Here is a 12,561-nt window from a genome sequence, read left to right on the forward strand (position 1 = left end):
AAATATTTTAAACAAAGATTTATGTCAAATCTCGTTAGAATCATTATTTGCAGTGCATTGCTGATCGGAACAGTTGCCTTATTCTGGACTGGAAATTGGGGATGGGGAATCTTAGGTATCCTGATCACGATCTTAGGCTTTGTTACTGTATTTTTCCACGAATATATGCTGATTGCGCAATGGTATATGCGTAAACAAAATATGGCCGCAGCTGAAAAATGGCTACGTAAAATCACCAACTACGAAAAGCAATTGATCCCACAACAGCACGGTTACTACAATATGCTGATCGGACTGATCGAATCACAACGCGCACCTATGCAATCCGAAAAATATTTTAAGAAGGCATTGGCGTTGGGCTTACATATGGATCATAATATCGCTTTAGCAAAATTAAGCCTGGCAGGTGTAGCAATGGCAAAACGCAACAAGCGTGAAGCCGAAAAACTACTTCAAGAAGCGAAAAAAGCAGATAAAAACAAATTATTGGCCGATCAGATCAAAATGATGAAAGACCAAATGGGTATGATGGACAAACAGCAGATCAGATACAATCGATAATATTGAATAATCAAAAAAGCTTCAAAGTATAACTTTGAAGCTTTTTTGCTCAAGAGCCAAAATCTATTTCTTTAATGGAATAGGAACTTCCAAAAACTCCCCCTCTTCCGTGCTACTCTCAAACACCAGTTTAATCATAACCGGCTTATCCGTTTTCTTCCAATCCTTAACAATGACCTGTATATCCACAGGCTTATCTTCTTCTAGCAAATAGTGCAGATAATTCTGCTTATCTTCAAATTTAACCAAAACATTTCCCATCTGAATCGTTGAAAAGAAATGGGGTTGTTTCTTCTGATCCAACACTTGCGTGGAAAAGGTGTTCATTTTATATTCTCGTGGATCGGTACTATAAGATATCGCAAACAAATTGATCACCAGTTCATTCTTACCCTCATCGAAGTGAAATTCCCGCACATCGAATTGAATATCGTCAACAACCAGCAATGAATCTGCCGACTGAGCCTTTACAAGCCCACCTCCAAGAAAGAGGATCAAGACAACAACATATCTAAAAAAAACATTCATATCATATTATATTTAAAAAAGCCACGATCTTCGTGGCTTTAACTCGTATTATTTTATTGTCTTAAAATTATGCTCGCAATCGATCGGCAGATCGGATCAACTTTTCATCTTTACGTACTCCACCCATCGCTAACGCACAGAAAATAATCGAAATTGGCAACAAAAAGAAACCTACCCCGATATTCCCGGCACCTAAAAACTGGCTCACGGTGGCAAGATGAGTACTTGCAGACGAGTATAACCAGATTGCAAATAAGATAATTGCCACAATCTCCACCCATATAAGCAAAAGTTGAACTTTACGCTTTTTAAATTTAAATATCGTAAATAGCGGAAGTCCTCCCAATAACACGGTCACCACGGTCTGGAGAATATAACCAAATCCCCCCTCATGTACAGACTGGCCAGCAGCAACACTATACACACCAGTCACCTTCACATTCTTTCCTAAACCCACTAAATCGCTATAATTAACATAGGGAAATAGAAACAAGCCAAATATGACTAATCCTGCTATCAGCAAATAAACAGTTTGGATACGTTGAATCATAGTTTAATTTTTGTATATCAACAAACTTAGATAAATTGATTTTCATATGCAATATAATTGCGACCGAAAAAACAACCAACCCTACAGCTCTATAAACACCAAAACAATCAAACCTGACATTTTGTTGTATTTTTTTACATCATATCAAAGGGCTTCTTTTTAGAAAGCTTTATCTTTGCGAAAAAAAAATACCATGTTATACATATATGGAGCAACCGCTCATGCTAAAACTGCGGTAGATGTAGCAGAAGATTTAGCGATTGAAATTGGTGGTCTTATCGACAAATCGCTACTAATTGAAGATGTATTTGATTATGAGGTTCAACTTCATCATGAATCAAAAGGCACGGAAGAAAATTTCTTTGTCGCAGTGAAGAATCCTGGTCTTCGCCAAAGGATTGTGTCAGAAAACGCAAACTGGAACTTCCAGACCCTCATCCATCCTAAAGCCTACGTATCAAAAAGAGCCGAAATTGGTGAAGGCACCATTATTCTCCCAGGCGCTTCGATCGCTCCAGATGTACAAATAGGCAACCACTGCGTTATTGCCGGTTCCGCCGTTATCGAAAGCAACACCATTATTGAAGATTTTGTCAACATCGGCCCAAATGTCTCAATCGGAGCAAACGTTCTAGTCGGTCGAGGTTCAGAAATTAAAGCAAATACACGTATCGAAGACGAAGAAACTATCCCCAAAGAGAGTATTATCGCTTAATTAAATCCCTGCGGAATGAAACTGTAAGTCGTATAGTTTTTTATAATAACCATCGAAAGATAGCAATTCCTGATGCGTTCCGATTTCCTTGATTTCGCCTTTATCCAACACAATAATCTTGTCCGCCTTCTGAATGGTGGACAAGCGGTGGGCAATAACAATCGATGTTCTTCCTTTCATGAGGTTATCAATTGCATGTTGGATCATTTCTTCCGTTTCGGTATCAACAGAAGAAGTCGCTTCATCCAAAATAAGAATGCGAGGATCGTGTACCAAAGCCCGTATAAAAGAAATCAATTGTGCCTGCCCCGCAGATAAAGTTGCTCCCCGCTCTTTCACATCATAATCATAGCCCCCAGGAAGTCGCATAATAAAATCATGCGCACCGACTTCCTTTGCCGCTTCGATCACCTGCTCTCTAGATATTGCAGGATCACCTAATGTAATGTTATTGATGACACTATCCGAAAAGAGAAATACATCTTGCAATACCGTCGAAATAGTATTTCTCAGATAATCAAGGTCATAATCCCGGATATTACGGCCATCCAATAGAATTTCACCCTTATTGATTTCATAAAACCGGCTTAGAATATTGATGGTAGAAGATTTTCCGGCACCGGTAGCCCCAACTAAAGCTAAGGTCTCGCCCGGATTAACATTGAAGTTAACATCTTTCAGAACCCAATTTTCCTCATTATAAGCAAACCAAACATCGCGAAACGCAATCTCTCCTTTGATATGTGCGGGTTTCAAAGTCTCCAAATTAGGCGTCTTTTCATCGGTATCCAAGACTTCAAAAATTCGTTCAGCACTGACCATACCCATTTGAAGTGTATTGAACTTGTCAATAAGTTCCCGAATGGGCCTAAAGATCATATTGATATACATGATGAAGGCCACAACTACACCCGGAGAGATCACATCACCCATAATTTGTTTGGAACCAAACCATACCAATAATCCCAAAGCAATAGCCATGATAATTTCCAAAACAGGGAAAAAGATGGAGAAGTACCAATTGGTTCGAATATGTGCATTGCGATGTTGCGCATTAATTTCTTTAAACTTATCCATTTCCTGCTTTTCACGTGCAAAATATTGGATAATCCCGACTCCCGTAATGTGTTCCTGCAAAAAGGTATTTAAATTGGAAACCCATTTCCTCACATCAATAAAAGCAGATTTCATCGCCTCTTTAAACACATAAGTTGCTGCCACCATCAAAGGCATGGGAATTAAAACAATCAATGTTAGCTTCCAATCGGAGTAAAACATCACAACCAGAATAACGACCAGCTGCAATAAATCACCGATAATCTGGATCAAGCCCTCAGAGAAAATATTGGAAAGAGTCTCCAGATCAGAAATGGTACGTGTAATCAGTTTTCCCAATGCCGTACGATCAAAATACTTGAGCCGGAGTTGAACAATGTGGTTAAATACCTGAATCCGGATATCGCGAATGACCGACTGCCCCAAGGTATTTGTCATTAAGGTATGGTAATAACGAATCAAGGTCTGCAGGATAACCAATGCCAACATCGCTATCAGCATGAGGGACAACCCATTGGTATCGAAGTTTAAAATATAGTTATCTAATGTATGCTGAATTAGCATAGGCAAAGCGGGCGCCACAGCGGCCAACAATATCGTTAGAACGACCGATATCCAAAATGACACATGGTAGGGCCGCATATAGCGACTCATGCGTTTCACTAAATTGATATCGTAGGTTTTACCAGTTATTTTATCTTGACTCACGTTAAATTCTATATCTATTAAATTCTATATATAAGGATATGCTACTTCTGTTAAATATAAACCATGTGCAGGAACAGAAACACCCGCTTTTCCGCGGCTCTTACTTTGAATAACATCTTGCATAAATGAAACCGGCTTGCCTTTTATCCCTATTTCCAACGATGTCCCTACAATGGCACGCACCATATTGCGCAAAAAACGATCTGCAGTTATGTGAAAAACCAGATGCTGCTCAGTATGCCATACCCACTCAGCTCTACGAATATCGCAAATATTTGTAAACACCTGCGTATGAGACTTACTAAAGCATTCGAAATCTTGTTTACCCAATAAAAATTGTGCAGCTTCATTCATCTTTTCAACATCCGGACGATCGCGCATAAAACATGAATAGGGATAGATAAAAGGATCTTTATGAAAATGAAGATGGTATTCATATGATCTTTGCGTTGCATCGAAGCGAGCATGTGCTTCGGGCTCCACTTCGATCAAGCGCTTTACGGCCACATCAAAGGGCAATAAGGCATTGAGCGAATGAATGAAACGATCAGCTTTTTGTAGAATACCCACGGGGGCTGCATCGAAATGTGCATACAATTGCTTGGCATGAACACCCGTATCTGTACGGCCAGCTCCAGTTGTTTCAATCGGCTCCCGCAACAGGGTTTCAAGCGCTTTATTCAGCACTTCCTGCACGGAAATTGCATTATTCTGAATTTGCCAACCATGATAAGCCTGTCCAAAATAGGCTATTTCTAAAAAAAAACGTCTTTTATCCATTATATGGAACAAAGGTACGTTTTCCAAATGAGCATCATTTCTCTATAGAACGAATTTCCTCATTTTACTCATTATTTAATCCTTACATGACAAAACTGTTTGTTTTGCACTTCCTTTTCACTCAAATCTGCCTGATGGGTAATTTGGTATTCAGCGGCACCAAAGCCACAGTAAACACCTACTATCTTCGCCCTGCGACCACGGTAAGTCCACCGTGAGTCCACGTTGAGTCCACCTTTTTAAGTACATTCAATGCGGGAGCACCATGGTCGCAATATGGTCGCACCCCGAACTTATCCCCTCGTTGTGCATAACACAAAGCTAAAAAGGCTAGAGTAAATCGACCAGATTTTCAAAAGCCATGCCGCGTGAAGCTTTCAATAAAACTGTGGCATCAGTTATCGGCTTTTTGCTGATTGCTTGTTTTGCTTCGGCAGTAGTTTCATAAAACTCTCCACCTTCATACCGATGTGCGAAAAATTCTTTGCCGACAAAAATCTTGCGATCTGCAGGAATAGCTCTTACGTTTTCAACAATTTTTTTATGCTCTTCAAAGGATTCGGCTCCCAATTCAAACATATCACCCAATACAATAGCCTTCTTATCCGCTTCAATAATCCGGATATTATCCAGTGCAGCAGCCATGCTTGTTGCATTGGCATTATAATAATCGCAGATCAGCGTATTGTGGGCCGTTTTCATAATCTGCGAGCGATTATTTGTGGGTGTATAGCCTTCAATGCCCCGATTGATCGCCGCAGAAGAAATGCCAAAATGCAGACCCACTGCAATTGCCGCAAGAAAGTTTTCGGTATTATAAGAGCCTGTTAACTGCGTATCAACTACATAAGATTCGGCCGCCCCTTTCTTTTGCCACTCAATCTGCAAAAGGGGATTTGCTTTAAGAAGCTTTCCAATCACGTCATTATCTTCCGAAAAACCATAAGTAACAATGTTAGCGATCTGGCGAGCGGAAGCCATCTCTTTGAGGTGTGGGTTATCGGCCTGCAAAAATAATACACCTTGATGGTCCTGCAGCCAATCGTATAGCTCACCTTTGGTTTTCTTCACTCCTTCAAAAGATCCAAAACCTTCTAGATGTGCTTTACCAACGTTAGAAATCAAACCATGTGTCGGTTCGGCAATCCCACACAAAAAAGCAATTTCTTCCAGATGGTTTGCCCCCATTTCGATGATTGCCAGCTCAATGGAATCATCTATTGCCAATAATGTTAAGGGAACACCAATATGATTATTCAAATTTCCTTTCGTCGCGTATGCTTTATATTTCTGTGAAACAACGGCATACAGCAATTCCTTCGTAGTCGTTTTTCCATTTGTACCTGTCACACCAATAATTGGTATGTGCAACTGATGTCTGTGGTAATTTGCGAGTTGCTGTAGTGCTTTTAAAACATCATCAACAAGAATATACGCATCTCCTTTTCGGTAGGTCTCTTCATCAATAACAACATATTTAGCGCCCATTTCAAGCGCTTTCTCGGCGAAAGCATTTCCATTGAAATTAGCACCTTTTAAGGCGAAAAAAATACTATCCTTTTCTATTTTACGTGTATCAGTTGTAATATTCGGATACTGTTTATAAATCTGATAGAGTGATTGGATGTCCATGTTGAGAAATTTGTTGAACAAACTTAGAGAAATTGCTTTTTATATGCAATACAATTGAACTCCATATAGACAATTTAGCCCCTTAATCGTTCTGAACATCCTTTTGTGGCTATACAAGCTCAATCAAAGATATCCAAAACACGCAATATTTCAAGATACAAGTGCACGCTTCATGCCATGGTAGCATGCTAGAATTGTCTTTTCAATCGGTTCACGCAAACGTGACCGATAACGTTTGCGCATTTATTTTGGTGGATTTCCTTTAAGGAAGGCTTTAATATTGGTAATTTCATTGACCAATTAAACAATTTGGAATGCGAACGATCATACTTTCCCTTTTTTTAATTCCTTTTTTTCTTTTTGCTACGGAAGTAAAGAGCTATGATTTTGTCGTGGCCAAAGATGGTACGGGAAATTTCACGACAATTCAAGATGCCATTCATGCTGTCCCAGATTTTCGAAAAAAGGAAACGAAAATATATATCAAAAACGGGACATATCGCGAAAAAATCATCCTCCCGGGGAGCAAGCAGTTTGTTACATTAGTCGGTGAAGATAAATTTAAAACGATTATCAGTTATGACGATTATGCGCAAAAGAAAAATCGTTTTGGTGAGGAAATGGGTACTTCTGGCTCAGCAAGTTTTTATTGCTATGGGGACGATTTTACGGCCATAAACCTTTCTTTCGAAAATGGATCCGGCCCGGTGGGCCAGGCAGTGGCGGCATGGATCTCCGGAGACCGTAATTTGTTTCTCAATTGTCGCTTCTTAGGATTTCAAGACACCTTATACACTTTCGGGAAGGGAACAAGACAGCTTTATTACCAATGCTATATCGAAGGTACTGTAGATTTTATCTTTGGCGGGTCCACGGCCTGGTTTGAAAATTGTGAACTGCACTGCAAAAACAAGGGCTATATTACCGCAGCATCTACGCCCGAACAGGTAGATTTTGGCTATATCTTTAACAACTGCAACATCACGGGAAATAAAGACACAAAGACGTTCTACCTTGGACGCCCTTGGCGACCTTATGCCAAAGTAATTTTCATGCATTGTAATCTTCCCCAATTTATTGACGATAAAGGTTGGCACAACTGGGGCAAAGAGTCAAATGAGAAAACAGCTTATTTCGCAGAATATAAAAACAAAGGCGCAGGCTCAGTGTCACAAAATCGTGTCAAATGGAGTCGCCTATTAACAGATCGAGAGGCCGATAGCCTTAATTTTCAACGTGTATTCAAGGATTGGGTACCAACGCTTACATTTGATCGATAAGTCATGACCGGTAACGATTGCATAAGTTTTTCATCCAAGTTAGGGACAAAGAATGTACAATTGCTTTTACAAATAACCATTTTTAAACCAAAATGTAAAAAATGAATTCGTTTAAAAAGCACTATTCACGTACATTGAAATCCGCTCTTGCATTGCTTCTCGTGCTACCACAGCTGTGTATAGCCAAAGAGCCTGCCCGTCCTATCGTACAACAGGTCGAATTTAAGAAAGACACGTTAAATATCGGCAATTATGGCGCGAAAGGTGACGGTCAATTTCTTAATACGGCTTCAATCAATCAAACTATCCGTAGATGTAGCGAAACTGGTGGCGGTGTTGTACTAATCCCCGCTGGAATTTGGTTGACAGGACCTATTGAAATGCAGAGCAATGTAAACCTGCACCTCAAACGAGATGCCGTACTGCTTTTCACCAAGGACTTCGATCAATATAAGCTTGTTGAATCTAATTGGGAAGGTGAGCCGGCCTGGCGCAATCAAAATCCGATATCGGGCAAGAACCTATATAATATCGCAATTACGGGCGATGGCATTATTGATGGCAATGGAGATGCCTGGAGGATGGTTAAAAAGAACAAACTAACCGCATCGCAATGGAAAAATCTCGTTGCATCGGGTGGCACTGTCGACACCACCAATGAGATCTGGTACCCCTCCGCAAGTTCGCTGAAAGGTTCGCAAGAAAAGAAAGCTGGGGTTATTCGTCCCGGCACAACAATCGATGATTTCAAAGATGTCAAGGATTTTTTAAGACCCAATCTTTTGGTATTCACAGACTGTAAAAAAGTATTGTTAGAAGGAGTAACGATACAAAACTCACCGGCATGGAATATACACCCTTTACTATGTGAAGACCTAACCTTACGCAAGCTCTCGGTTCGTAACCCCTGGTATGGCCAAAATGGCGATGGTGTAGATGTGGAGTCTTGCAAAAATGTCCTCATAGAAGACTGTACATTTGATGTTGGCGATGACGGCATATGCATTAAGTCTGGACGTGATAAAGCTGGGCGTAACCGTGGCAGGCCAACCGAAAATGTAATTATCCGCAATAACGTTGTGTATCATGCACATGGCGGATTTGTAATCGGAAGCGAGATGAGTGGTGGTGCCCGTAATATTTGGGTGGAAGATTGCTCGTTTATTGGGACTGATATCGGACTTCGCTTCAAAACGACAAGAGGTCGTGGAGGAGTTGTAGAAAACATCTTCATCAACAATATCAATATGGTTGATATCCCAGGCGAAGCGATTCTATTTGACATGTATTATGCGGCTGTAGATCCGGTTCCATTGGCAGGAGAAAAGAGGTCTGCTGTAAAAACAGTCACGCTTCCGGTTACAGAAGAAACACCGCAATTCAAAAACTTTTATATCAAAAATATCGCAGCGAAAGGAGCATCAAAAGGAATTTTCTTACGCGGTCTCCCCGAAATGCATATTCAGCAGATCTGGATAGAAAATGCAACCTTGGAGGCCAATAAAGGCATAGAAATCATTGAAGCTTCTCAGGTCAATCTGAAAAATATCACTTTAAAAACGATAGAAAATAATCCGTTGATCGCCATAAGTAATAGCACTGCGATAAATCTAGATCATATCCAAGCATTAGAAGCTCCTGAACTATATATCGAGGTCGCGGGTGAGAAAAGCAGTAATATCCATCTTTCGAAATCCAACACAAGAACTGCCAAGACTGTCAGTCAGTTTACAGCCGGAAGTACGGACAAATCCTTAACAATCAAAAATTAGGCCCCTGATGAGAAAGTTATTTTTAATTCTTTTAAACCTTACAGCACTTGTTCCATTTTCAGGGTTTGGCCAACAAAAGCCTTTTTCCGAACAAATGGCCAACACTGTACTTGAACAGCTCTATCCGGATTCATTATTCAACAGGACCGACAAATTTCCAAAATGGTCATACGATATGGGGGTTATTTTTGAAGGCCTGACAGATGTATGGCGCAATACTGCAGATGCCGATTATTTTAACTATATGCAATCGCGCATGGATGCCTACCTCAGCATTCCGGATTCAATTAAGAACTATCATGCGCAGGATTTTAATATTGACAATATTAAAAATGGTACCACCCTATTAACACTTTACAAAGTAACCGGTAAAGAAAAATATCTGAAGGCCTGCCACCAATTATATGCACAGCTTCAAAAGCATCCGCGCACACATGAAGGTGGATTTTGGCATAAGAAAATTTATCCTTACCAAATGTGGCTAGATGGCTTATATATGGGCCAGCCTTTCTATGCGGAATATGCTAGCCTGATGAATATTCCTGCCGCCTTTGACGATATCGCCAACCAGTTTAGCTACATGGAAAAAAATGCCCGTGACGCGAAAACAGGCCTGCTGTATCATGGCTGGGATGAATCAAAAAAGGAACGCTGGTCGGACCCCAAAACAGGCCTATCGCCACACTTTTGGGCTAGGGGTATGGGTTGGTATGTCATGGCGCTTGTTGATGTATTGGACTATTTCCCAGCGGAGCATCCTCGTAGACAAGAACTCATTGCAATCTTAAACAGAACGTTATCGGCAGTCGTCAAGTACCAAGATGGCAAAACCGGCGTTTGGTATGACATTGTGGACCTGGGTACAAGAAAAGGAAATTACCTGGAATCTTCGGCCTCCAGTATGTTTGTATTTGCATTGGCAAAATCATTACGCAAAGGTTATATCCCGGCTTCATTTCAGCAAAATCTGGATCGGGGCTACCAAGGGCTTGTAAAAGAATTCATCACCCCTGCTGGAGAAAACCGTGTCAATCTCACAAAGACTGTCCAAGTTTCCGGTCTAGGCGGAAAACAATATCGCGATGGTAGTTTCGAATATTACATGAGTGAACCCGTTATTACCAATGATCCCAAGGGAGTCGGTGCTTTTATCCTAGCGGCGTCCGAAGTTGAATTTGGAAAGGAACAAAAAGGAAAAAAAAGACGCACGGTTACATTGGACAATTATTTCAATAACGAATATAAAAAGACTGCATCGGGGGAAATTAAACCCTACCACTATCTTTGGGATGGTGACGACAACAACGGATTTTCCCTATTGGGTAGGGTATTTGAAAAAAATGGCGGTCAATTAAACACATTACGGACAGCACCTACAGTACAGAATCTCTCAAAATCCAACGTCTACATCATCGTAGACCCCGACACGGAGAAAGAAACTGAGCATCCGCATTTTATGAATGAAACCGACGCCCAACAAATTACGCAATGGGTTAAACAGGGCGGAGTACTCGTTCTTTTATTAAATGATAGCGGTAACTGCGAAATCAGCAAATTCAATACCCTCGCACGAAAATTTGGCATCACATTCCATGAGGATAGTCGCAACCGGGTGAAAGGAAATGACTTTCAGACGGGCGCAATTGCTATTCCAAAAGGTAATGCCGTATTTCCGAATACGGCCCAAATATATATCAAGGAAATCTCAACATTACAGGTAAACGCTCCCGCCCAAGCATTGATTCAAGATCATGGGGATACCATCATTGCTACGGCAAAATATGGAAAAGGTACTGTATTTGCCATTGGAGATCCTTGGTTATATAATGAATATACCGATGGAAGAAAGCTCCCTAAGGAATATGAAAACTTTACTGCAGCGAATGATTTAGTGCAATGGTTATTCAAACAGATCAACAACTAGAGACCATGAGAAAGACAATTATGCTGAGTTTCATCGCGGTATCAGTGTTTCATCATTACTGTATTGGACAGACCGTGCCCACCAAAGATTCATTGGCCGAAAAGATGCTTCAGTACCAGCTATCAAATGGAGCATGGCCCAAGCAGTTGTTCGACAAAAGTGTGGTCGATTACAGACTTCCATTAACAAAAGAGCTCTTGCAAAAGGTCAAGAAAACAGCTATTGATCATGCCACACTCGACAACAGTGCAACAACCCGGGAAATAACTGGATTGGTCAAGGCTTTTAAGCTTACTCAGAATAAGGCTTATTTGACTGCCGCAGAAAAAGGTATTGCCTATATTTTATCGGCTCAATATGAGAATGGCGGATTTCCACAGTACTACCCAAATAAATCACTCTATAGAGCTGAGATAACCTACAACGATAATGCAATGATCAATGCATTACTGGTGCTTTACAAAGTCGCCAATAAGCAAGACGGATTTGAGGCTATCAATCCCATATTTGTGTCAAAAGCACAAAAAGCGGTAGAAAAGGGCATAGCCTGTATCCTGAAAACACAGGTCATGCAAGACGGAAAAAGGAGTATCTGGGCTGCGCAATACGATCAGAACACGTTAAAGCCCGCTCAGGCAAGAAAGTTTGAACCTGCCGCATTAAGCACAAGTGAATCTGTTGCCATCGTCCGCTTTCTCATGCTGCAGCCTGCAACGGCTGAAATTAAGCAAGCCATCGAAGATGCAGTACACTGGTTTGAGCAACATGATATCGAAGGTTACCGCTTCGACCGTGTACAAGATAAGCTGACTGGAAAATATCAACGGCGGCTTGTCGCCGATGGGACTTCCACGATTTGGGCGCGATTTTATAATCTCGAAGACAACCGTCCTTTGTTTGGAGATCGGGACGACACAATCAAATACAACTTTGAGGAGGTTTCAGAGGAGCGTAGAAATGGCTATGCCTGGTTCGGCAACTGGCCGGAAAAGCTGATCCAAAAGGAGTATCCAAAGTGGAAAAAACAACACAAAATTCAATAATAAAACGAGCAG

11 protein-coding genes are annotated in these 12,561 nt (G+C 40.9%); 6 read left to right on the forward strand and 5 right to left on the reverse strand.

What is annotated here, in order from left to right; translation table 11 throughout:
* Window positions 1-21: 21 nt before the first annotated feature.
* Window positions 22-561, forward strand: a complete 540-nt coding sequence (locus IQ31_RS16835; RefSeq protein ID WP_075990263.1) for a tetratricopeptide repeat protein — start codon at window positions 22-24, stop codon at window positions 559-561.
* A gap of 63 nt (window positions 562-624) precedes the next feature.
* Here IQ31_RS16835 and IQ31_RS16840 read toward each other — a convergent pair whose 3' ends face one another.
* A complete protein-coding gene (locus tag IQ31_RS16840; RefSeq protein ID WP_088163282.1) occupies window positions 625-1,089 on the reverse strand; it encodes a hypothetical protein in 465 nt (154 codons plus the stop codon).
* A 67-nt stretch (window positions 1,090-1,156) separates the two neighbouring features.
* Window positions 1,157-1,639, reverse strand: a complete 483-nt coding sequence (locus tag IQ31_RS16845; protein ID WP_075990265.1) for a DUF4293 domain-containing protein — start codon at window positions 1,637-1,639, stop codon at window positions 1,157-1,159.
* A 193-nt stretch (window positions 1,640-1,832) separates the two neighbouring features.
* Here IQ31_RS16845 and IQ31_RS16850 point away from each other — a divergent pair, with 193 nt between their 5' ends.
* Complete coding sequence (locus tag IQ31_RS16850; RefSeq protein ID WP_075990266.1) at window positions 1,833-2,354, forward strand: PglD-related sugar-binding protein; 522 nt, start codon at window positions 1,833-1,835, stop codon at window positions 2,352-2,354.
* On the opposite strand, the gene IQ31_RS16855 is transcribed toward IQ31_RS16850, so the two are convergent.
* The 3 genes from IQ31_RS16855 to IQ31_RS16865 form a co-directional block, all read right to left on the reverse strand.
* On the reverse strand, window positions 2,355-4,118 hold the full coding sequence (locus IQ31_RS16855; protein WP_145328776.1) for an ABC transporter ATP-binding protein: 1,764 nt from the start codon (window positions 4,116-4,118) through the stop codon (window positions 2,355-2,357).
* A 24-nt stretch (window positions 4,119-4,142) separates the two neighbouring features.
* Window positions 4,143-4,898, reverse strand: a complete 756-nt coding sequence (truA, locus tag IQ31_RS16860) for a tRNA pseudouridine(38-40) synthase TruA (RefSeq protein ID WP_088163283.1) — start codon at window positions 4,896-4,898, stop codon at window positions 4,143-4,145.
* 330 nt (window positions 4,899-5,228) lie between these two features.
* On the reverse strand, window positions 5,229-6,530 hold the full coding sequence (locus tag IQ31_RS16865; protein ID WP_088163284.1) for a UDP-N-acetylmuramoyl-tripeptide--D-alanyl-D-alanine ligase: 1,302 nt from the start codon (window positions 6,528-6,530) through the stop codon (window positions 5,229-5,231).
* Window positions 6,531-6,844: 314 nt separating this feature from the next.
* Between IQ31_RS16865 and IQ31_RS16870 the strand changes: the two genes are divergently transcribed.
* The 4 genes from IQ31_RS16870 (at window position 6,845) to pelA (ending at window position 12,549) form a co-directional block, all read left to right on the forward strand.
* A complete protein-coding gene (locus tag IQ31_RS16870) occupies window positions 6,845-7,810 on the forward strand; it encodes a pectinesterase family protein (RefSeq protein ID WP_075990270.1) in 966 nt (321 codons plus the stop codon).
* Between the two features lie 101 nt (window positions 7,811-7,911).
* Window positions 7,912-9,582 (forward strand): glycoside hydrolase family 28 protein, encoded by a 1,671-nt coding sequence (locus IQ31_RS16875; RefSeq protein ID WP_145328778.1) that lies wholly within the window; start codon window positions 7,912-7,914, stop codon window positions 9,580-9,582.
* Window positions 9,583-9,589: 7 nt separating this feature from the next.
* The gene (locus IQ31_RS16880) at window positions 9,590-11,506 is read left to right on the forward strand and encodes a glycoside hydrolase family 88 protein (protein WP_145328780.1); all 1,917 of its coding nucleotides are present in this window, start codon (window positions 9,590-9,592) and stop codon (window positions 11,504-11,506) included.
* Window positions 11,507-11,511: 5 nt separating this feature from the next.
* Window positions 11,512-12,549 carry a pectate lyase gene (gene pelA / locus IQ31_RS16885; RefSeq protein WP_088163817.1) on the forward strand — a complete coding sequence of 346 codons (1,038 nt, stop codon included), beginning with the start codon at window positions 11,512-11,514 and terminating at the stop codon, window positions 12,547-12,549.
* Window positions 12,550-12,561: the final 12 nt, after the last annotated feature.

It is taken from the genome of Sphingobacterium siyangense (assembly GCF_007830445.1).
GTDB lineage: Bacteria > Bacteroidota > Bacteroidia > Sphingobacteriales > Sphingobacteriaceae > Sphingobacterium > Sphingobacterium siyangense.

Excerpts from the sequence above, each read along its gene's own strand:
- IQ31_RS16870 (WP_075990270.1), top strand. The coding sequence starts at position 6,845 with ATGCGAACGATCATACTTTCCCTTTTTTTAATTCCTTTTTTTCTTTTT.
- truA (WP_088163283.1), bottom strand. The coding sequence starts at position 4,898 with ATGGATAAAAGACGTTTTTTTTTAGAAATAGCCTATTTTGGACAGGCT.
- IQ31_RS16840 (WP_088163282.1), bottom strand. The coding sequence starts at position 1,089 with ATGAATGTTTTTTTTAGATATGTTGTTGTCTTGATCCTCTTTCTTGGA.
- IQ31_RS16850 (WP_075990266.1), top strand. The coding sequence starts at position 1,833 with ATGTTATACATATATGGAGCAACCGCTCATGCTAAAACTGCGGTAGAT.
- pelA (WP_088163817.1), top strand. The coding sequence starts at position 11,512 with ATGAGAAAGACAATTATGCTGAGTTTCATCGCGGTATCAGTGTTTCAT.
- IQ31_RS16835 (WP_075990263.1), top strand. The coding sequence starts at position 22 with ATGTCAAATCTCGTTAGAATCATTATTTGCAGTGCATTGCTGATCGGA.
- IQ31_RS16845 (WP_075990265.1), bottom strand. The coding sequence starts at position 1,639 with ATGATTCAACGTATCCAAACTGTTTATTTGCTGATAGCAGGATTAGTC.
- IQ31_RS16880 (WP_145328780.1), top strand. The coding sequence starts at position 9,590 with ATGAGAAAGTTATTTTTAATTCTTTTAAACCTTACAGCACTTGTTCCA.
- IQ31_RS16875 (WP_145328778.1), top strand. The coding sequence starts at position 7,912 with ATGAATTCGTTTAAAAAGCACTATTCACGTACATTGAAATCCGCTCTT.
- IQ31_RS16865 (WP_088163284.1), bottom strand. The coding sequence starts at position 6,530 with ATGGACATCCAATCACTCTATCAGATTTATAAACAGTATCCGAATATT.